This window comes from Mesorhizobium sp. CA7 (genome assembly GCF_020165015.1).
GTDB lineage: Bacteria > Pseudomonadota > Alphaproteobacteria > Rhizobiales > Rhizobiaceae > Mesorhizobium.
Window position 1 is genome coordinate 844073 of the sequence record NZ_JAIUHH010000001.1, and the last position, 19181, is coordinate 863253.

A 19181-nucleotide genomic window follows, 5' to 3' on the forward strand; every position below is an offset into this window, starting at 1 on the left:
GGCCTTTCTCAGTTGCTCGGTGCGAGCACCGTGAAGCCCTGCTCCTTGAACAGGTCGGCGGCCTTGGCCGACTCGACGCATTTCAGGAAGGCCGCCGCATCCTTGTCCTTCGAATCGGCGGTCTGGGCAATCGGGTAGATGATCGGCGGATGCGAATCTTCCGGGAAGGTGCCGACGACCTTGACGCCCTTTTCGGCATGCGCGTCGGTGGCGTAGACGATGCCCAGAGCCGCCTCGCCCGTCGACACCAGCTTGAGAGCTGCACGCACATTCTCGGCCTGCGCGATCTTGCCCTCGACCGACGACCAGACGCCCAGCGATTCCAACGCCGCCTTGCCGTATTTGCCGGCCGGCACGGCCTTGAAATCGCCCATGGCAAGCCTGCCGTCGCCGATCAGCCTGGCGAGGTCGAAGCCCTTCTCGACCCTGGTCTCGACCGCGGAATCCTTCGGCGCCACCAGCACGATCTGGTTGCCGAGCAGCTTCACTTCGGTATCAGGCTTGGTCAGCTTCTTGTCGGAGAGATATTTCATCCAGTCGAGGTCGGCCGAGACGAAGATGTCGGCCGGCGCGCCGCCTTCGATCTGCTTGGCGAGCGCCGAGCTCGCCGCGTAGGAAATGGTCGCTGCTTCGCCGACTTCCGGCTCGCAGGCCTTGTTGACCGCGTCGAGCGCTTCCTTGAGGCTGGCCGCGGCAAACACGACGACCTTGTCGTCGGCATGGGCCGCCGGCACCGCCGTCATCAGCATTGCCGCCAGACCGCCAATGGCGATCGTCTTCAACCCGAAACCCTTGCCCGTCATGAAGTCTCTCCCTGGTTTCAAATCCGTACCGCCAAAAGCCTTGGATCGATATATCCGTATGAACATAACAAGGAAAGGCTTTTCACCCGTCGCGGCATTGTGCGCCGGCGCGATCTCAGCCTACGGTGAATGCAAAACGGAAGGGTCGAAGCTCAAAGAGAGACGCATGAAGATCAGCGCCTGCAACACCTCAAGGGTAAGGTGACCGAGATCGGCAAGGGAAGCCACCGCTTCGCATGTCAGATCGACATCGGCGGCGACGCGTTAGTCACCGTGTCAATCACCAAGCGGTCGCCGACCTCGCGCTCGAGAAGGGCAAGCAGGGGGTTATGCGGTGATCAAGGCCTCGGACGTCATGGTCGGCATCGACTAGGCCGAAAACTGGCTCATACCGCGATAGGCGCCTTGATATTCGCGTCCGCGAAATAGTTCTCGAGGCGGAAATCCTCGAAGCGGAAGGCGAAGAGGTCCTTCACTTCCGGATTGATCCACATCGTCGGCAAGGCCTTGGGCGTGCGCCGCAGTTGCTCCCGCGCCTGCTCGAAATGGTTCGAATAAAGATGCGCATCGCCCAGCGTGTGAACGAAGTCGCCGGGCTTCAGCCCGGTGACCTGCGCCACCATGAGGGTGAGCAAGGCATAGGAGGCGATGTTGAACGGCACGCCGAGGAAAATATCGCCCGAGCGCTGGTAAAGCTGGCACGAGAGCCGGCCTTCCGAAACATAGAACTGGAACAGGCAGTGGCAGGGCGGCAGCGCCATCGCCTCGACTTCGGCCGGGTTCCAGGCCGATACGATCAGCCGGCGCGAGTTGGGATTCCGGCGTATCTCCTTCAAAAGGCCCGCAATCTGGTCGATCTCGCCGCCACGCCCGTCCGGCCATGAGCGCCATTGCTTGCCATAGACCGGTCCGAGATCGCCGTTCTCGTCGGCCCATTCGTCCCAGATGGTGACCCCATGATCGTTGAGATATTTGATGTTGGTGTCGCCGGCCAGAAACCACAAAAGCTCGTGGATGATCGACTTCAGATGCAGCTTCTTGGTGGTCGTGACCGGAAAGCCGCGCGAAAGGTCGAAGCGCATCTGGTAGCCGAACACCGAGCGCGTGCCTGTCCCGGTACGGTCGCCACGGTCGATGCCATTCTCCAGCACATGCTTCAACAGGTCGAGATATTGGCGCATCGGCTCTGCCTCGATTCGGATAATAGCCGATGATAACCGATAGCCAGGTGTCCGGACACACCAAAACGGCGCCATTGGCGCTTGTGCACCACTACACTTTCCAAACGTTTGCGCCGCCCCTCATTGCCCTGCCGGGCATTTCTCCCCGTATAGTGACGGGGAGAAAGAGCTGGCTGCCGCGTTGCCGCGTTTCTTACAACGCTGACGGTTGGCGAAACCGCCTAAGACAGCTCCCTTCTCCCCGTCACTATACGGGGAGAAGATGGCGGCAGCCAGATGAGGGGCAGCGCCGACGCCCCGTGACGTAAATTCAAATCCGACGCGACAGCCTTGCCGCGCCAATTTTCGCAAACCGAAGCGCGGCCGTCAGAGCGAGCCGAGTTTGCCGAGATCCTTGGCAACCAGATAATAGAAGGTCACGCGGCTCTTGGTGTTGTCGGCCTGCATCGCCTTGCAGGTCTTCTCGATCGAGGCATTCGCCTTTGCGGCATCGGCGATGCCGAGCTTCTTGCCGATCCAGTTCTCCCGCACGCGATCGAGTTCCTTCGGGTCGGTGCAGGACACCAGCGAGGAATCGCGGTTCCTGAGCGCAATGCCCAGATGCTTGACGATCTTATCGACCGCGTCGGCGCTGGCGCCGGCATCATATTTCTTCACATCCGCAAGATAGTCGGCCATCAAACTTCCCCTCGTCGGCGCCACGGATCCGATCGATGAGGGTTGTGGCGCGCCGCGCAACCTGTGCGCTAGGTCAGAGACTCCTCACCGGCAGCGAGATTTGATTGAGTAGGCGCGCAAGTCAACCCTTGGCTGCCGTTTGGCACAACCGGTTAAGCGCCGGTTTTGGCCTTTATTTTTCCCTCGCCGCTCCCTATATACGGTTCGTCGGCTTGACCGACTATGGCGATAAACAGGCGATGAAATAAGCCGTTCGGACCCGGGGGCGGTACCCGGCGCCTCCACCAAAAACCGCTCTGGCTGACGGAGCGGCTTTTGCTGGGGGCGAAATAGGATCGACGAAGGTGTAAAGATCGTACTTTTGCCCGGCATTGTACCACCGTTATCGGGCTAAACTTATAGTTGCCAACGACAACTATGCGGAAGCTCGTCTCGCTGCTTAATGCGGCGCGAACGCTTCAAATCAAGCCCTAGGGGTTCGCACTTCTAGGCGGGGTTCGGAGGTACCTGGCAACAGAAACCTCCACCTTTCCCCTCCTTGCTTCTCCAACCAACCGAACGGCCAAGGCTCGTCCGGCGCCTGATGCGCGGGCTTGCCGCCCATCATCCATGGACAGGCGATGCAAAACGATACCGATCGATTTTTCGTGCTGACCGGCGGCCCCGGCTCCGGCAAGACCACGCTGATCGAGGCGCTGCGGGCCCAAGGCTTCGCGACCGCGCCCGAAGCCGGGCGCGGCATCATCCGCGACCAGATGGCCATCGGCCGCCCTGCCCTTCCCTGGCGGGAGCGCTCCCTCTTTGCCGAGCTGATGCTGTCCTGGGAGCTGCGCTCCTGGCAAGCCGCTCGTGCCGAGCCCGGCCGGGTGTTCTTCGACCGCGGCGCGCCCGACACGATCGGCTATCTCAGGCTCTGCGGCCTGCCGGTGCCGGACCACATCACGAGCGCGGCTGAAAAATTCCGCTACGCGCGCCGCATCTTCGTCGCCCCGCCATGGCCGGAGATTTTCATTCAGGACGAGGAGCGCCGGCAAACGCTCGACGAAGCCGAGCGCACATTCCGGTCGGTGACGGGCGTCTATGCGGAGCTCGGCTACGACCTGGTGCCGTTGCCTCTCGCTCCGGTCGATGAACGGGTGCGCTTCGTCCTCGATCAAACAGCTTCGCCAGGAACATGAAAAAGGCCGGGATCGACCCGGCCTTTTCTATCTTCTCAACGGCTGTCCTACTCCGCCGGCGCTTCGACCGCTTCGCGCGCGCGGCCGAGCGTCAGCTTGGCCAGAGTGAAGGAGATCACGGCGCACAGCGCGATGCCGGCCACCATCGGCAACGGTGTGCCGTCGAAAAAGATGCCGGCGACGCCCATTGCCAGCGCGCCGATGGCGAAGTGCAGCGTGCCCATCAGCGCCGAGGCCGTGCCGGCGATCTCGCCATGCTCTTCCATCGCTAGCACCGAGGTGGTGGGGATGACGAGGCCAAGGAAACCGTAGCCGACAAAAAGCAGCGCGGCCATCACGTCGAGCCGGTCGACGCCGGACGCCATGATCGCGAACAGCGCCACCATTACCGTGGCATAGCCGGTGACCGCCACCCAGACGACGCGCTTCAACCCGAAGCGGTCGGCCAGCAACCCGGTCAGCTGCGACATGCCAATGAAGGCGACCGCGTTGATCGAGAAGAAGACGCTGTAGACCGACGGCGACAGGCCGTAATGGTCGATCAGGATGAAGGACGAGCTCGACAGATAGACGAAGAAGCTCGCAATGCCGAAGCCGGCGATCGCCACAAGGCCGAGGAAGTTGCGGTCGCCCATCAGGTAGCGGTAGCCGGCAAGCGCCGTGCCGAACGACGAGCCGGCGCGCTCTTCGACGGGCCGCGTCTCCTTGAGCGAGGTGGCAAGCAGGATGGTGGCCAAAGCGGCCGCGCCCGTCACCGTCCAGAACACGGCGCGCCAGCCGAAGCTCTCGATGATCTGGCTGCCGGTCAGCGGCGCCAGGATCGGCGACACCGAGAACACCAGCATCAAGAGCGACATCAGCTTGGCGGCCTCGTTGCCGGTGTGCAGGTCGCGCACGATGGCGCGCGGCACCGCCATGCCGGCGCTGGCGCCAAGCCCTTGCAGAAAGCGGAAGGCGATCAGCCACTCGATGCTCGGCGCCATCGCCGAGCCGACGCCGCCGACCATGAACAGCGCGAGGCCAGCGTAAAGCGGCGCCTTGCGGCCGACCATGTCGGAGATCGGGCCGACGACGATCTGCCCAAAACCCATCGACAGGAAGAAGATCAGAAGGCTCATCTGCACAGCGGCGGTGCCGGCATGCAGGTCCTGGCCGATCGAAGGCAGCGCGGGAAGATACATATCGATCGCAAATGGGCCGATCGCGGACAACAAGCCGAGCACGACCGCGATGCGGAGGAATTTGGGACTCATGATAAGGCTCTTTCGGATCTGGTTGCCGCCGCAAAATGCCGGCGTCTGAACCCAGGACGTTCCATCCCGCGGAAATCCTACGTCCAAGGGCGAATTTCTTCGCCCCTTCCGCGCGGGCTTCCTTTATTGTGTCCACAAATTTAGACGGGCTTGTCCAATTCGTCAATCACCGCTATATAGATTTTTCATGAAGCACGGCGTTTCTCCTGACACTTTCCCGCCACGCAGCCACGAGGCCAAGCGCGTGTCGGTGGTTGACGCCGCCGCTTCCGTTTTCTGCCGCGAAGGCTATGCCGGCGCCAATATCGACCTGATCGCGGCCGAGGCCGGCGTTTCACGGCAGACCGTCTACAACCACCATGGCGACAAGGAAAAGCTGTTCGTCGCGGTCGTACGCGACCTGACGGAGCGCTGCAATGCCGGCATCTTCGCCACCATCGCCAGCTTTCCCGATCAGCCCACGGACCTGGAAGCCGACCTGATCGCCTTCGCCGTGCGCATGAATCGCAACTGCATCTGCAACCGCGACGGCCGTTTCCTGCGCAAGCTGATCCAGGCCGAAGGCGAGCGTTATCCGGAACTGTTTGCCGAATGGCGCGAGCAAGGCCCGGGCCGTACCTGGTCGGCGCTTGCCGCGCGCTTTGCCCGGCTTGCCTTCGCCGGCTACCTGTCGATCGGCGACCCCGACGTCGCGGCGCGTCAGTTCTTCGCCCTCGTCAACGCCGAGCTTCAGATCACTTTCATGCTGGGCGGCGTGCCCACCGAGGAAGAGGTGCTGCGCTCGGCCACGAACGGCGTGCGGACCTTTCTCGGCGCCTTCGCCAGAAGGAAATCGCCAGCCGCCAAGCAGGCTGCGCTCGCTCACGCCTGAGCCATCAAATCGCCGGCACCCCTCTTGGCCTCACGGCTTTGCGCCTATATGCGGTTTACGCCGCGCTCAAGCTTGATTACAGCTATGCGGACGATTCAACGGAACCCGACCATCAGATGGCCGACGACCACATCCGCTACGACATTCTGGCCCAGGAGGCTCTGCGCGGTGTCATGCGCAAGGTCCTGGCCGAGGTCGCGCGCACCGGCCTTCCGGGAAATCATCATTTCTTCATCACCTTCCTGACCGGCGCGCCGGGCGTGCGCATCTCGTCCAGGCTGCGCGAGCGCTATCCGGAGCAGATGACCATCGTCATTCAGTTCCAGTATTGGGACCTCAAGGTCACGGATGCCGGCTTCGAGGTCGGGCTTTCCTTCTCCGATGTGCCGGAAAAGCTCGAAATCCCCTTCTCCGCCGTGCGCGGCTTCTACGATCCGTCGGTCAATTTCGAGCTCGAATTCGACGTCAAGACGGAAAGCGCCGAAGACGAGGCCGCGGCTCCGGTCCCCGAACCGGTCGCCGTCGTCCCCGAGAAGAAGGCGGAAAACAAGAAGAAGGCCGCCGAGGCCGAAAAGAAGCAGGCGGTCGCCGAGACCGGCGCCAAGGGCGCCGACGTCGTTTCGCTCGACGCCTTCCGCAAGAAGTAGCCCGTCGCCATGGGCGAGGTCATCAATCTCCGCCAGGCCCGCAAGCAGAAAGCGCGCACCGAGAAGGAACGCCGGGCCGGCGAGAACCGGGCGCTGCATGGCCGCTCGAAGACAGAGCGCGAGCGTGACAGGCTGACATCGCAGAAGGCCGAGAAATTCGTGGCCGGCCATCGCCGGGAAAAACCCGACGACCCTGGCGAGCGCTGAGTCCTGCAATGGCCGCGGTCGAGAAACGTTCGGTAACGATCCGCGGTCACCGCACCAGCTTTTCCCTGGAACAGCCCTTTTATGACGACCTCATCGCCATCGCCGCCGAGCGCTCGCTGTCGCTCGCGGCCTTGGTCGCGGAGATCGATGAGACTCGGACCCGCGACGCGAACCTGTCATCGGCGCTGAGGCTCTACGTGCTGGCCTGGGCAAAACGCGGCGGCGCCGCGTCCTAGACCGCGCTATCGCTGATGCTCTGTTGCGTCTTGCGCTTTGCGCCGAAGCTCAGCAATGCCGTGCGGTCGCGCTCCTCCGCCTGCTTTTTCGACCTTACCCGCATCATGTCTTTCCAGCCGATATAGCCGACGAGCCGTTCATCCTCGCGTGAGACGACCGGCAGATGCGAGACATTGGCGAGCAAAAGCTTGTCGGAAAGCGCTTCGAGATATTCGTCCGGATAGGCCAGCGTGATCTTGTTGCCGGCCAGCAATTCGCCCAGCGTCGCCTTGCGGTGCTTGCCGTTACGGCGCCAGCGCAGGATCGCCGGCGGATCGATGACGCCGAGCACATGCCCCGCTTCATCGATGACCGGGAAGCTCGGATGCCGAGTATCCGGCGCCGTCAGGAAGGTTGCCGCGCCATGTAGCGTCATCGTTCCCGGCACGCTCTCGACCTTGGTGGTCATCACTTCCTTGACCCTGGTCAGGGCGAAAGGATCGACGCGGTATTCTCGCACGAGGTGATGCCCGCGCCGCGCCACTTTCTCGGTCAGGATCGAGCGCTTCATCAACAGCACGGTGACCGCATGCGCGGTGGCGCAGGCCGCGATCAGCGGCACCAGCACATGCGTGTTGCCGGTAAGCTCGGTGGCAAAGAAGGTCGCGGTCAGCGGCGCGCGCATGGTGCCGCCCATCGTCGCCGCCATCGCCAGCAGCGGCCAGAAGCCGGGGCTTGCCTCGGGCAGGATACCCGAAAGCACCGCGCCCATCGCGCCGCCCATGATGAGCAGTGGCGCCAGCACGCCTCCCGAGGTCCCAGACCCCAGCGCAACCGACCAGATGACGGCCTTCACCACCAGCAGCAGCAGCGCGGCGGTGGCGACGGTGCGGCCGTCGAGCATGTTGGCGATGTTGTCGTAGCCGACGCCAAGCGCGTGCGGTTCGATAAGTCCGCCGATGCCGACCACCAGGCCGCCGATCATCGGCCACCACATCCAGTGTATCGGCAGCTTCAGGAAGGCGTCCTCGCAGGCATAGACCAATTGCGTCAGCAGTCCTGAAAGAAGTCCGGCGGCAATGCCGATCAGCACCCAGCCGCCCAGCCCGGCGATCGATGAATCCATGCTGCCCGAGAACGGAAAGATCGGGCTCGGCAGGTGAAGCAGGCTGCGCTCGACTTCCGCGACGATTGCCGCGACGGCGACGGGGATGAAGCTGCGCGGCGTCCATTCGAACAGGAGCAGTTCGACGGCAAGCATGATGGCGGCGATCGGCGTGCCGAACACCGTCGTCATGCCGGCCGCTGCACCCGCCACCAGCAGCGTCTTGCGCTCATTGTCGCTGACCGGCAGCATCTGCGCGATCAGCGAGCCGATGGCGCCGCCGGTCATGATGATCGGGCCTTCGGCGCCGAATGGTCCGCCCGAGCCGATCGAGATCGCCGACGATAGCGGCTTCAGCACCGCGACCTTGGCGTCGAGCCGCGAGCGTCCGAGAAGGATTGCCTCGATGGCTTCGGGAATGCCGTGGCCGCGGATCTTCTCGCTGCCGAAGCGCGCCATCAGGCCGATGATCAGCGCGCCGATCACCGGCACGATCACCGCGGCGAGCCCGAGCGGCGTGTCCTCGAGCCTTAGTTCAGCCAGCGAGAACTGGCCGAAATAGGCGATGTTGGTGGCAAGACGGATGAGCTGCAGGAGCACGATGCCGGCAAAAAGCCCGGCGGTCGCCACCACCACGGCGATGGCTGCAATAATCAGCACGCGCGGATCGGTCGTGAAGTCGCGAAGATGGCCGTTGCCGGCACGAGCGGATTTCATTTTGGGAGCCTGAACTTTCTGACGGCACGTAGACCGCCCGGTTTCAGGTGGCTTCATATCGTAACACGATATAAATCTGCAAGGCTGTTTCAATCGCTGCGCCGCGTCATTTTGGACGGGGATTGCGACGGCCAGTTGAGCTTTTGCACGAAAAGACCATAAGTCGGGAAATGACGCCGCCGAAACAACGCCCCGCCATCAGCCAGGCCGACTACCAGCGGCTGTCGCAGTTCCGTTATCTGATCCGCCGCTTTCTCGAATTCAGCCAGGTCCAGGCCAACGAGGCGGGCCTCACGCCGCGCCAGCACCAGGCGCTGCTAGCGATCAAAGGATTTCCAGGCGGCGGACCGGTGGCGGTGGGCGACCTTGCCGAGCGGCTGCGCATTCGCCACCACAGCGCGGTGGAACTGGTGAACCGCCTCGCCGAGGCCGGCCTGGTCATACGCGATCAGGACAAGAGCGATCACCGGCGCGTGCTGCTGCAGCTCACCCCTTTGGCCGACGATCGCCTGGCCGACTTGTCGGCCGCGCATCTCGACGAGCTTTCGCGCATCGAGCCGATGCTGCGGCGCCTGCTCTCGCGCCAGGAAGAGTCCTAGGCGCGGTGGCTGATTTCGCTACGCGCGGCGTGAAGCTCAGCCGCCGTCGAGCGATTTCAACAGATTGTCGATAGTGAACGGGTTGGCCTTCGGCTTTGCCGGCGCCGGCGCCGAACCGTCATTGACACCGGGCAGCGACCGATCGGTCTTCGGCTCGGCCGCCTTGCGCTCCGCCTCCAGCTTCTCCTGCTCCGCCTTCTTGCGATCGGCTTCGGCCTGCGCCTTGGCCGCCTCATCCACGGCCCGCTGCTCGGTCTCGGCCTTCGCCTGTGCGTCGGCCTTCGCCTTGGCGTCGGCTTCGGCCTGAGCCCTGGCGTCGGCTTCCGCCTTGGCCCTGGCCTCTTCATCCGCCTTGGCTTTTGCCTCGGCCTCCGCTTGTGCCTGCGCTTCAGCCTCGGCTTTTGCCTTGGCTTCCGCCTCGGCCTTCTGCCGCGCCTCCTCCTCTTGCCGGCGCAGCTCCTCGGCCGCCTTGTCGCGCTCCGTCTGTAGCGCCGCGTAATAGCGCACCTCGCGCCGCAGCCGCTGCTTTTCGAGAAGCGCCGCCTGCATCGCCTCGACCCGCTGCTGCTCCTTCTCCAGCGCGCGCTGCGTCAGGAACTGCGCCAGCGGACCACTGTCGAATTGGGGCGCGGCCCCGAGCGGACCGGCCAGGCTGAAATTGACGGCCGGCTCGGAACCGACCAGTGCCTCCTCGCCGGGACGATAGGTCAGCGTCCCCTTTGCCGTGACGGTGCTTGTGTTGAGATCGGCGGTCACGTCGGCGGACAAGGTCGCGCCGGGATTATCGAGGCTGACCGGCGGCACGCGCAGTGTCCCATTGGCGATGGTGAAGGCCACATCGGTGTCACCAGCGGCGAAGCTGCCTTCGCCTGCGATCTGCGGCGCGAACTCCGCGGTCTTGGCCGTGTCGATATCGCGTCCAATCGCATCGGCCTTGGCGATGATGGCGCCGAAGCCGTCCGGATTGATGCCGTCCACCTTCAATCCCTTCAGCGCCGCGGTGCCAGAACCGGACAGGGCCGCAATCATGGCATCGACCGATTTGCCGCTGGTCGACAAGGCCGCCGAGAGATCGCCGCTGCCGCCGATGCCGGCGCCGGGCAGGACCGCGGAAAGGTCGCTGCCGGCCAGCCTCATCTGGCCGGAGAACAGGCCGGTGCCCTCCGTGTTCTTCAGGTCGAACAGGCCGGTCAGCTCGCCGCCGTAAAGCTTCGCCTTGAGTTCCGAGACGTGGATGCCTTCGCGATCGAGCTTCAGCGAGAATGAAGCGTCATGCGCCCTGGCGAAGGACCCGACGGCGAGCGCCGATGTGTTGAGATCGAGGTCGGCGTTGAACGGCAAGGTCGACTTCTGACTGAACGGCGTCGTCGGCCATCCGCCCTTGGCGGGCGCGAAGGACTGATCGCCGAACAGCGAGACCGCCAGCGGATCGAGGTCGAGTTCGTCGAGCGCCAGCGCTCCCGCAAGATGCGGCAGCCCGTCCTTGGCGTCGATGTTGACGTCGCCGGACACCGCCGCCTTGTTGATCGAACCGGTGAGGCCGCTCAGCACCAGCAGCCCATTGCCGAAATCGGCATCGGCCGCCAGCGACGTCGATGTTCCCGTTCCCATGCCGGGCAGGCCTACCCCCGTCGTCATCAGCCACGGCTCGATATCGGCGGCACTAAGATTGACCTTGCCTTTGGCGGTGGCGCCTTGCGCCGTCTCGGCGACGGTTCCGTCGAAGCTTGCCCTGAAGTCGTCGGCCGTCAGGTTGAAGCTGGTCGCGAGACCGCCGGCGACCGAGCCCTTCGCCGAGACTTCGGTGTTGGCGTGGCCGAGCATGCCGAGCGGCAGCGCCGGCAGGCCGTAAAGCGCAAGCAGCGTGGCGGCATTGTCGTTGCGGGCGTTGAAGGTGATCGATACCGGCGCCTCGGAGAGCTTGTCCGCGGTTCCCTTGCCGGAAAGCGAAGCCGAAAAGGCCGAACCGCCGGCCTTGCCCTGGGCCGACAGCGCCAGGCCCGTGGTGCCGTCGCCATTGTCGGCGGCGCTGGTCAAGAGATCGATGCGCGCGTCCTGGAACAGCTCGGGATAGGCCGCCGCACGGCTGGCCAGGCCTTTGAGCGCGCCATTGCCGGGATAGTGCTGGGCCGCGACATCGATCAGCGGCTTGAGGTCCACCGCCACCACGGAAGCGTTGAGCTTGCCCGTCGGGCTCTTCGGAAAATCCTTGATCCGGCCCGTGGCGCTGATCGAGGCGCCGGCCAGGCCGCCGATCGAGAGCCGGTCGATCTCGAGCAGGCCCTCGCGCAGCCGCAGCGCCGTATCGACACTGTCGGCGCTGAACCCGCCGGCGCTGACCGGACCCGCCTTGATCTGGAAATCGAGATCGCGATCCGAAAAGCGGTTGGCGCCCTTGTCGCTGATGAAGATCGAGGCGAACGCCGCGAGCCCGTCGAGATCCATCTCGCCGCCCGTCAGCCGCATCAGCACCGATGGCCTGGCGCCGTCCGGCTGGCTGGAATCGATGCTGCCCGAAAATTTCGCCTTGCCGAGGATGAGTTCGAGATCGCTGAACGACTGCCGGTTCTTGCTGAGATCGACCTTGGCCTTGAAGCCTGCCGCCGGCAGCCGGCGGATCGCCTCGTCGACATCCTTCGACAGCCAGGCGGCAAAGCCGGAAGGCTGTCCGACGGCCAGCAGCAACGAGCCGGTGAAGCCGAAATGATCTTCGACGCTCAACATGCCGTCGGCTTCGAGCGTTGTGCGGCCCGGCAGCGTCGCGGCAAGCGACTTGACCGACCACCCCCCTTCGGCCGGCTCTGCCGACAGCCGCACGTCGCGCACCGTCGTGTCGCCCGCCACCACCGCCGGCAGCCTGACCTCGACCTTGCCCGGTATGGTCGGCTTCGGCATGTGCTGCAGCGTCCGCTCGAACGCCGCAATGCGCTGGTCGAGCGTGAAGCCGGCGCCGGCGGCCCCGCCGACGGCCTCGTCGAACTGCACCTGCGCCCCGCTGGCCTCGACCAAGAAATGCGGCTTCAGGCCGAGATCGACCGATGCCTTGCCGTCGGCGGTATAGGGATTGTCGAGCGGCCCGGTCTCGAAGCGGAACTCGTCGACATCGAGCTTCTGGTGGTCGAGCGCGAACTTGCCGTTCAGCCGGAAGCCCGGGTCGGGTTTGCCGGTGCTGACCTTGACCGGCTCGCCCTCGTTGCCGCGCAGCTCGGCCGAATTCCTGTCGTCGCCCGAAATCTTGAACTGGCCGGAATAGACCGCGGCGCCCTTGACGATGCCGGCATTGCCGTCGGCTTCGATGATCAGCGGATAGGCATCGGGATTCGCTTTCAGCCGGAGCCGCATCTGGCCGTCCGGCTCCACCTTGCCGGTGGAAGCCGAGACGTCGGCCCGCAGGCCGTCGAAGCGCAGCGTTCCGTCCATCCGCCACGGGCCGGTGAGCGCCTTGGCCGAAATCGTCGAGTTGATCTCCGAGATCAGGTGGCTGCGCCCGCCGGCGGCATGGCGCAGTTCGATTTGCCCTTCGCTCACCGACAGCTTCTCGATCGCGATCTGGCCCGGATCGAAGGGAGCCGAGGGCCGGAGCGTCCAGTCGACGGTGCCGTCACCGGCGATATTGATGACGGCTTTCGGGTGCACCAGCCGCATGTCGAAGATCAGCACCTCGCCGCGCAGGAACGGCGCCAGCTCCGCATCCATGGAGAAGGTCTCGACCGTCATCGCCGGCTGGCCTTCCGGCCCGCCCGCGACCTCGACATTCGAGAAGGTCACCGACGGAAACGGCAACAGCCGCGCTGTCGCGTCGCCCTTCACAGTCACCTTGCGGCCGAGGACGGCGCTCGCCTCCCGCTCGAAATCGCCCCGGTAACCCGTCCAGTCGATGAAATACGGCACCACCAGCGCCGCGCACAGCACCAGCACGAACAGGCCACCGAAGATCACGAACAGGCGGGCGAGCATCTGTTTCCCGGGTTGAAAGTCAGCCGCACTCTACCCGCATCCGCGTGTCGATAAAGAGGCAATTCAACGCGCGGCAACGGCCAACGTCTCCAGTTGCGCGAAGGCTCGCGCTCGCGATATCTCTTTTGCAAATCCCCTGCCCTTCCGGTCACGTTCGTGACCACCCAAAATCCGAACCCAATACGGAGCGTTCCCGATGTCAGGCAAGAACTGGGACAGAGTGCCGATCGACGCGCAGAGCGTTGACGCCCCGCTCTCGACGGCTGCGATTTTCCTTGTTGTGACCGTCGGCAGCGACGAGGCCGCGCTTTCGAATGTCGCTTCGGTGCTGGGCGAGCTCGACGATCTCGTCAAGAATGTCGGCTTCCGCGACTTGTCGGGCCGCCTGTCCTGCATCGCCGGCATCGGCGCCGCGCTCTGGAACCGTCTGTCGCCCGGCCGCCGGCCGCGCGAGCTGAAACCCTTCGCGCCGATCGAGGGCTCGGCGCATTCGGCGCCCTCGACGCCGGGCGATCTGCTCTTCCACATCCGCGCCGAGCGGCCCGACATGTGCTTCGAGCTCGAGCGCATCCTGCTGGACCGCCTGGCCGGCAGCGTGACCGTCGCCGACGAGGTGTCCGGCTTCCGCTATTTCGACGCGCGCGACCTCCTGGGCTTTGTCGACGGCACCGCAAATCCGACCGGCCTCGACCTGCCCGCCTCTGCTTTGATCGGCGACGAGGACGGCGACTTTGCCGGCGGCAGCTACGTCGTCGTACAGAAATACCTGCACAACATGGCAGCCTGGAAAGAGACGCCGACGCATGTCCAGGAAGAGATCATCGGCCGCACCAAGATCGACAACATCGAGATCGATGACGACGACAAGCCGCGAAAGTCTCACAAATCGCTGGCCACCATCGAGGACGATGCCGGCAACGAATACGACATTTTGCGCGACAACATGCCGTTCGGCCGTCCGGGGCAGAACGAGTTCGGCACCTATTTCATCGGCTATACGCGCTATCTGTGGGTGATCGAGAAGATGCTGCAGCGCATGTATGTCGGCGAGCCCCCCGGCGCCTATGACCGGCTGCTCGATTTCTCGACCCCGCATACAGGTACGACCTTCTTCGCGCCGACACGGCCGATGCTGCAGAAGCTGGCCGAAGGGGCACAGGAATAAGCGACCGCAAGGCGCCGCGGCGGGTCGATCAGTCGTTCATCGCTTCGATCATAGCCTTCAACACCGCTCCCTTTCGCAGGCCTACCTGGAAATCTCGCGCAATGAATTCCAGGGTCGAATCGTGGAACGTGAGAATGAAGTGCCGGCGACCGAAAAACAGCTCCGGCACATGGCGCGGGTGAACCCGGTTCGCTTTTTCCAGAGAAGCAATCCACGACGAATTGAGGACCTCGAACGCGGAATATGGCTGCAGGCCGAGCGCGTAGAGGCGATGCCCGCTGAGCGCCTCGTCGTTTGGCGGGCCGAATTGGAATGCGACATAAGGGTCCACCGTCAGGATTGCGACGGCCTCCTCCTCCGCAGCTGCTGAAACCGAGCGCGGACTGGTGACGTCGAAGGACGGGTCGGGGCCATTGGCGATGTAGGCGACCAGCAGCCGCTGTTCATCCGCGAAAACATGCGGCAACGGAGCGCCCGCCGATGCCGATGGCAGGTCGATCGGCAGCAGAGCTTCTGCCGCGGCCATGGCTAGTGTCCGGCGCCCGGCAGGATCTTGCCCGGGTTCATGATGTTGAGCGGATCGAGCGCCTGCTTGATCGTGCGCATGATCTCGACGCCATGGCCGAGCTCGTGGCGCAGGAAGCCGACCTTGCCCTGGCCGATGCCGTGCTCGCCGGTGCAGGTGCCTTCCATGGCGATGGCGCGCATGTTGAGCCGGGCGACGAATTTCTCGGCGAGCGCGATCTCTTGCGGGTTGTCGACATCCATCAGCACCAGCACGTGGAAATTGCCGTCGCCGGCATGGCCGACGATCGGCGCGATCAGCCCCATCTCGGCAATGTCGGCTTCGGTCTCCGTGACGCATTCGGCAAGCCGCGAGATCGGCACGCAGACGTCGGTCGACAGCCCCTTGGCGCCGGGGCGCAGCGTCAGTGACGACCAGTAGGCGTCGTGCCGCGCCTTCCAGAGCTTTGTCCGCTCTTCCGCGACGCTGGTCCATAGGAACGGCCCGCCACCCTGCTCCTCGGCGATCATGCCGAACGTTTCGGCCTGCTCGGTGACGCCGGCGTCGCTGCCATGGAACTCGACGAACAGGCACGGGCTCTCCGGATAGTCGAGCTTGGAATAGTTCTTCATCGCCCGCATCTGCAGCGCGTTCACCAGTTCGATGCGCGCCACCGGGATGCCCATCTGGATGGTCGCGATCACCGTGTTGCAGGCTGCCTCCAGGCTCGGAAACGGGCAGACGCCCCCGGAGATCGCCTGCGGAATGCCCTGCAGCCTCAGCGTCAGCGACGTGATGACGCCAAGCGTGCCTTCCGACCCGACCAGAAGCCGCGTCAGGTCGTAGCCGGCCGAGCTTTTCTTCGCCCGCTTGCCTGTCGTCACCGTCTCGCCGTCGGCCATGACGGCGGTCAGCGACAGCACGTTTTCGCGCATCGTGCCGTAGCGCACCGCGTTGGTGCCGGACGCCCTGGTCGCCGCCATGCCGCCCAGCGACGCATTGGCGCCAGGATCGATCGGGAAGAACAGACCGGTGTCGCGCAGGTGCCGGTTGAGGTCCTCGCGCGTCACGCCGGGCTCGACCGTGCAGTCAAGGTCCTGCGGGTTGACGGCGAGGATCCGGTTCATGCGCGACGTGTCGATGGAAATGCCGCCACCCGGCGCATTGGTGTGGCCCTCGAGCGAGGAGCCGACGCCGAAGGCGATCACCGGCACGCGGTGTGCGGCGCAGGCGCGCACGATCTCCTGCACGTCCGCGGTCGTTTCGACGAAAGCCACGCCGTCCGGCGCCTGGGTCGGAATGTAGGTGGTGGTGTGCGCGTGCTGGCCGCGTATCGCCTCGCCGGTCTGGAAGCGCTCGCCGAAGCGCTGCTTGAGAATGCCGAGCACTGCGGCGATGCCTTCCTCATTGCGTTCGACGGGGTTGAGGTCGCTCAAAGCCATGATTTCCTCCGCGAATGGACCAGCGGCCGCGCTTGTAGTGCAGCTATGAATGATGCCTAAAGCAATCCTAGGAAAAGTGCCAAGCGATTAGCTCAGCGACTTCACCGTAGCCGTCCGTCCGCCCTGTGCAGCGACCATCGAGGAAACCAAAATGACGATCCCCGCACCGATCATTTCCGGCCCAATGGCCATCGAGAAGGAATGGATCGATTATAACGGCCATCTCAACATGGCCTATTACAACGTGCTGTTCGACCGCTGCTCGGACCAGGCGTTCGAGCTGATGGGCATGGGGCCGAACTACGCCAAGGAGCGACGCCTTACCATCTACACGGCCGAAGTTCACGTCTGCTACGTGCAGGAGTTGCACCTCGACCACAAGGTCAACGTCTCGTTCCAGCTGATCGATCATGACGAGAAGCGGCTGCGTGCTTATCAGGAAATCCGCCACGTCGACGGCTGGCTGGCGGCGACGTCCGAATCGCTGTCGCTGCATGTCGACATGGAAGGACCGAAGGTCGCTCCCTTCCCCGCCGATGTGATGGCCCAGGTCGAGGCCATGCGCATCGCCCATGCCGGCCTGCCGATGCCGGAGCGCGCCGGCCGCTCGATCGGCATCAAGCGCAAGGGCGCTTGAAAACTCGGACGCCCGCGTTAACCTTACCAAGGCTTTAACGTGAACAAGTCGGTTGAGTCCGTTGAACGACTCACTGGCGCGTTCGAAAACCGCCGTACCGGGTTTGCGCGGGGGCGGCTGGCGGAATGCGGTGCGAGGACAGTGCATGAAAACCGACATCAAGGTCGAAGTGGAACGGTTGGCGGCCGATCCACGCATCACCGACTATGATTTCTGGCGATCGCTGAAGAACGTCAACAATGAGATCTTCCACATCGCCAACAACAACGAACCCATCCCGTTCGACATGATCCGCTGGCGCATGATTCTGAAGCAGGCGCGCATGAAGCGCGGCCACGCTTGATCCATCGTCGCTGCCTCATCCTCCCTGACCAGCCATAGCTGCCGAGTCATAACCGCCGAATCATGGCTGCTTGAACCCGCCCAGCGGCGAGCGCGGCTTGACCGGTGACGACTGGATGATAGCGGTGTTGGTCATCGCATAGGGAATAATTCGGTCGATCACCCGCTCGAGCTCGCTGACCGAGCCGACATGGGCGAGCGCGATGAAGCAGTCCTCGCCGGTTACCCGATCGCATTGCGCGATTTCCGGCAGCTCGCGGATGATGTCCGCCACAACGGAAAGCTGTCCCGGCACCGGCCGGATTCTGAGCCATGCCGACAGCTTCATGCCGAGAGCGGCGGGATTGATCCTGACCGTATAGGCTTCGATCACGCCGTTATCCTGCAGCTTGCGGATGCGCTCCGCCACGCTCGGCGCCGACAGCCCGACCGCGCGCGCCAGTTCCGCCGTGCTGATGCGCGCATCCTTTTCCAGGAACCGCAGGAGCTTCAGATCGATCGCGTCCAGATCGACATTTTCACTTCGAAGGTTTTTCAAGCCAAACCTCTTCCATCAGAAAGCAGACCGTCAATCAGGCCATTCATCACACATGTAATCCACGAGTTTCGCCTGCGATAATGCTCACATGAAAACGCAAACGCAAATTCCAGCTGCAAACCGGGCCGCCGCCGATGCGCACCCCGCTCTCGCCGGCCCCACCATGCTTGCTGGAATGGCCAACGCGTTGCCGCCGCATGTCTGGTTCTGCGTCAGCGCCGTGTTCCATTATCTCGGGCCGGCCTTCGCCGTGCTGCTTTTCGCTCAGGTCGGCGTGCTCGGCATGGCCTGGCTGCGCATCGCCACCGCCGCTCTCATCTTCGCCCCATTGACCAGGCCCTGGCGCGTTTTCGCCGGCGCCGATCGCGCTCAACGACTTCTGCTGCTCGCATTCGGCATCTGCCTGGCGGTGATGAATTGCTCGTTCTATCTGGCGCTCGACCGGCTGCCGATCTCGCTGGTTGCGGCGATCGAATTCGTCGGCACGATCGCGGTCGCCCTGGTCGGCATGCGCAGCCGGCGCAACTTTGCCGCGCTCACTGTTGCCGTGGTCGGCACCTTGCTTCTCATCGACGTGAAATGGTCCAGCGATCCGGTCGGCTTGTCCTGGGCCTTTTTGAACGGCGCCCTCTTCGTCGGCTACATCGTGATCGGTCACCGCGTCGCCCAGGCAGGCATCGGCATCGCCGGCCTCGGCGCCGCCATGGCGGTCGCTTTCCTCATCGTGTTGCCCATCGGCTTTCGCGAGGCGCTGCCCGCCTTCGCGTCGCAGCAGCTGCTCGGCGCCGCGATCGGCGTCGGCATCTGCTCTTCGGTCATCCCCTACATCTGCGACCAACTCGCCATGGCGAGGTTGCCGCGCGCGAGCTTCGCATTGATGCTCTCGCTCCTGCCGCTCACCGCAACGCTGATCGGCGTCATCGTGCTGCGCCAGGTACCAAGCCTCACCGATTGCCTTGGCATTGCGCTGGTGATCGCCGGGGTGGCTTTCCACAAACCCGCAGCAAATGCCTAGTGGCACTGCACAGAGATTGACCGATCAGCTCTGTTTGCGTTGGCAAGTGGTATGCGTTGGAGATTGGCCGAAATGCCCATCGCGATCGTCATTCCAGGGCGGAGCAGGAGCGAAGCTCCGTCGCG

General features: G+C 64.1%; 19 protein-coding genes and 1 other RNA gene. 11 read left to right on the forward strand and 9 right to left on the reverse strand.

Features of this window, described 5'->3' with window-relative positions:
• Positions 1–8: 8 nt before the first annotated feature.
• The 3 genes from modA to LB552_RS04090 all read right to left on the reverse strand — a co-directional run bounded on the left by modA (position 9) and on the right by LB552_RS04090 (position 2662).
• Positions 9–803, reverse strand: a complete 795-nt coding sequence (gene modA / locus LB552_RS04080; protein ID WP_224602041.1) for a molybdate ABC transporter substrate-binding protein — start codon at positions 801–803, stop codon at positions 9–11.
• Between the two features lie 386 nt (positions 804–1189).
• Entirely contained in the window at positions 1190–1984 is a 795-nt protein-coding gene (locus tag LB552_RS04085; RefSeq protein ID WP_224602043.1) for a thymidylate synthase, read from the reverse strand.
• 366 nt (positions 1985–2350) lie between these two features.
• Positions 2351–2662: a DUF2853 family protein gene (locus tag LB552_RS04090; protein ID WP_042644091.1), complete on the reverse strand. Its 312-nt coding sequence runs from the start codon at positions 2660–2662 to the stop codon at positions 2351–2353.
• A 167-nt stretch (positions 2663–2829) separates the two neighbouring features.
• On the opposite strand from LB552_RS04090, the gene ssrA reads away from it, so the two are divergent.
• Both ssrA and LB552_RS04100 read left to right on the forward strand, forming a co-directional pair.
• Positions 2830–3190, forward strand: a transfer-messenger RNA (tmRNA) gene (gene ssrA, locus LB552_RS04095).
• Positions 3191–3282: 92 nt separating this feature from the next.
• A complete protein-coding gene (locus tag LB552_RS04100; RefSeq protein WP_224602045.1) occupies positions 3283–3840 on the forward strand; it encodes an AAA family ATPase in 558 nt (185 codons plus the stop codon).
• A 47-nt stretch (positions 3841–3887) separates the two neighbouring features.
• On the opposite strand, the gene LB552_RS04105 is transcribed toward LB552_RS04100, so the two are convergent.
• The gene (locus LB552_RS04105) at positions 3888–5093 is read right to left on the reverse strand and encodes a multidrug effflux MFS transporter (protein ID WP_224522824.1); all 1206 of its coding nucleotides are present in this window, start codon (positions 5091–5093) and stop codon (positions 3888–3890) included.
• A 187-nt stretch (positions 5094–5280) separates the two neighbouring features.
• Between LB552_RS04105 and LB552_RS04110 the strand changes: the two genes are divergently transcribed.
• From LB552_RS04110 to LB552_RS04125, 4 genes are all read left to right on the forward strand, one after another.
• A complete protein-coding gene (locus LB552_RS04110; RefSeq protein ID WP_224600830.1) occupies positions 5281–5964 on the forward strand; it encodes a TetR/AcrR family transcriptional regulator in 684 nt (227 codons plus the stop codon).
• A gap of 116 nt (positions 5965–6080) precedes the next feature.
• Entirely contained in the window at positions 6081–6611 is a 531-nt protein-coding gene (locus tag LB552_RS04115) for an SspB family protein (protein ID WP_224600829.1), read from the forward strand.
• 9 nt (positions 6612–6620) lie between these two features.
• The gene (locus LB552_RS04120; protein ID WP_140626866.1) at positions 6621–6818 is read left to right on the forward strand and encodes a DUF4169 family protein; all 198 of its coding nucleotides are present in this window, start codon (positions 6621–6623) and stop codon (positions 6816–6818) included.
• A gap of 8 nt (positions 6819–6826) precedes the next feature.
• Entirely contained in the window at positions 6827–7054 is a 228-nt protein-coding gene (locus LB552_RS04125; protein ID WP_140727872.1) for a ribbon-helix-helix domain-containing protein, read from the forward strand.
• On the opposite strand, the gene LB552_RS04130 is transcribed toward LB552_RS04125, so the two are convergent.
• Positions 7051–8856 (reverse strand): chloride channel protein, encoded by a 1806-nt coding sequence (locus LB552_RS04130; protein ID WP_224602048.1) that lies wholly within the window; start codon positions 8854–8856, stop codon positions 7051–7053. The genes LB552_RS04125 and LB552_RS04130 overlap by 4 nt on opposite strands.
• A 170-nt stretch (positions 8857–9026) precedes the next feature.
• Here LB552_RS04130 and LB552_RS04135 point away from each other — a divergent pair, with 170 nt between their 5' ends.
• Positions 9027–9455, forward strand: a complete 429-nt coding sequence (locus tag LB552_RS04135; RefSeq protein ID WP_224549771.1) for a MarR family winged helix-turn-helix transcriptional regulator — start codon at positions 9027–9029, stop codon at positions 9453–9455.
• A gap of 36 nt (positions 9456–9491) precedes the next feature.
• Here LB552_RS04135 and LB552_RS04140 read toward each other — a convergent pair whose 3' ends face one another.
• Positions 9492–13412, reverse strand: a complete 3921-nt coding sequence (locus tag LB552_RS04140) for an AsmA family protein (protein ID WP_224602050.1) — start codon at positions 13410–13412, stop codon at positions 9492–9494.
• Between the two features lie 196 nt (positions 13413–13608).
• On the opposite strand from LB552_RS04140, the gene LB552_RS04145 reads away from it, so the two are divergent.
• The gene (locus LB552_RS04145; protein WP_224602052.1) at positions 13609–14577 is read left to right on the forward strand and encodes a Dyp-type peroxidase; all 969 of its coding nucleotides are present in this window, start codon (positions 13609–13611) and stop codon (positions 14575–14577) included.
• Positions 14578–14605: 28 nt separating this feature from the next.
• Here the strand turns inward: LB552_RS04145 and LB552_RS04150 are convergent, their stop codons facing one another.
• Together LB552_RS04150 and LB552_RS04155 are read right to left on the reverse strand one after the other, a co-directional pair.
• Positions 14606–15103: a hypothetical protein gene (locus LB552_RS04150; RefSeq protein WP_224602054.1), complete on the reverse strand. Its 498-nt coding sequence runs from the start codon at positions 15101–15103 to the stop codon at positions 14606–14608.
• A 2-nt stretch (positions 15104–15105) separates the two neighbouring features.
• Positions 15106–16524: an FAD-binding oxidoreductase gene (locus LB552_RS04155; RefSeq protein ID WP_224602056.1), complete on the reverse strand. Its 1419-nt coding sequence runs from the start codon at positions 16522–16524 to the stop codon at positions 15106–15108.
• Positions 16525–16675: 151 nt separating this feature from the next.
• Here LB552_RS04155 and LB552_RS04160 point away from each other — a divergent pair, with 151 nt between their 5' ends.
• A complete protein-coding gene (locus LB552_RS04160; RefSeq protein WP_224549738.1) occupies positions 16676–17161 on the forward strand; it encodes a thioesterase family protein in 486 nt (161 codons plus the stop codon).
• 145 nt (positions 17162–17306) lie between these two features.
• Positions 17307–17504, forward strand: a complete 198-nt coding sequence (locus LB552_RS04165) for a hypothetical protein (protein WP_140839787.1) — start codon at positions 17307–17309, stop codon at positions 17502–17504.
• Positions 17505–17564: 60 nt separating this feature from the next.
• Here LB552_RS04165 and LB552_RS04170 read toward each other — a convergent pair whose 3' ends face one another.
• Positions 17565–18041, reverse strand: coding sequence for an Lrp/AsnC family transcriptional regulator (locus LB552_RS04170; RefSeq protein ID WP_224549736.1), 477 nt, complete (start codon positions 18039–18041; stop codon positions 17565–17567).
• An 88-nt stretch (positions 18042–18129) separates the two neighbouring features.
• Between LB552_RS04170 and LB552_RS04175 the strand changes: the two genes are divergently transcribed.
• Entirely contained in the window at positions 18130–19056 is a 927-nt protein-coding gene (locus tag LB552_RS04175; RefSeq protein ID WP_411965466.1) for an EamA family transporter, read from the forward strand.
• Positions 19057–19181 lie beyond the last annotated feature (125 nt).

Bases quoted from the DNA above. Each gene is read 5' to 3' on its own strand.
- LB552_RS04120 (WP_140626866.1), top strand. From the start codon at position 6,621: ATGGGCGAGGTCATCAATCTCCGCCAGGCCCGCAAGCAGAAAGCGCGC.
- LB552_RS04145 (WP_224602052.1), top strand. From the start codon at position 13,609: ATGTCAGGCAAGAACTGGGACAGAGTGCCGATCGACGCGCAGAGCGTT.
- LB552_RS04130 (WP_224602048.1), bottom strand. From the start codon at position 8,856: ATGAAATCCGCTCGTGCCGGCAACGGCCATCTTCGCGACTTCACGACC.
- LB552_RS04135 (WP_224549771.1), top strand. From the start codon at position 9,027: ATGACGCCGCCGAAACAACGCCCCGCCATCAGCCAGGCCGACTACCAG.
- LB552_RS04105 (WP_224522824.1), bottom strand. From the start codon at position 5,093: ATGAGTCCCAAATTCCTCCGCATCGCGGTCGTGCTCGGCTTGTTGTCC.
- LB552_RS04125 (WP_140727872.1), top strand. From the start codon at position 6,827: ATGGCCGCGGTCGAGAAACGTTCGGTAACGATCCGCGGTCACCGCACC.
- LB552_RS04165 (WP_140839787.1), top strand. From the start codon at position 17,307: ATGAAAACCGACATCAAGGTCGAAGTGGAACGGTTGGCGGCCGATCCA.
- LB552_RS04100 (WP_224602045.1), top strand. From the start codon at position 3,283: ATGCAAAACGATACCGATCGATTTTTCGTGCTGACCGGCGGCCCCGGC.
- LB552_RS04175 (WP_411965466.1), top strand. From the start codon at position 18,130: ATGAAAACGCAAACGCAAATTCCAGCTGCAAACCGGGCCGCCGCCGAT.
- LB552_RS04160 (WP_224549738.1), top strand. From the start codon at position 16,676: ATGACGATCCCCGCACCGATCATTTCCGGCCCAATGGCCATCGAGAAG.
- LB552_RS04085 (WP_224602043.1), bottom strand. From the start codon at position 1,984: ATGCGCCAATATCTCGACCTGTTGAAGCATGTGCTGGAGAATGGCATC.
- LB552_RS04150 (WP_224602054.1), bottom strand. From the start codon at position 15,103: ATGGCCGCGGCAGAAGCTCTGCTGCCGATCGACCTGCCATCGGCATCG.
- LB552_RS04090 (WP_042644091.1), bottom strand. From the start codon at position 2,662: ATGGCCGACTATCTTGCGGATGTGAAGAAATATGATGCCGGCGCCAGC.
- LB552_RS04155 (WP_224602056.1), bottom strand. From the start codon at position 16,524: ATGGCTTTGAGCGACCTCAACCCCGTCGAACGCAATGAGGAAGGCATC.
- LB552_RS04115 (WP_224600829.1), top strand. From the start codon at position 6,081: ATGGCCGACGACCACATCCGCTACGACATTCTGGCCCAGGAGGCTCTG.
- modA (WP_224602041.1), bottom strand. From the start codon at position 803: ATGACGGGCAAGGGTTTCGGGTTGAAGACGATCGCCATTGGCGGTCTG.
- LB552_RS04140 (WP_224602050.1), bottom strand. From the start codon at position 13,412: ATGCTCGCCCGCCTGTTCGTGATCTTCGGTGGCCTGTTCGTGCTGGTG.
- LB552_RS04110 (WP_224600830.1), top strand. From the start codon at position 5,281: ATGAAGCACGGCGTTTCTCCTGACACTTTCCCGCCACGCAGCCACGAG.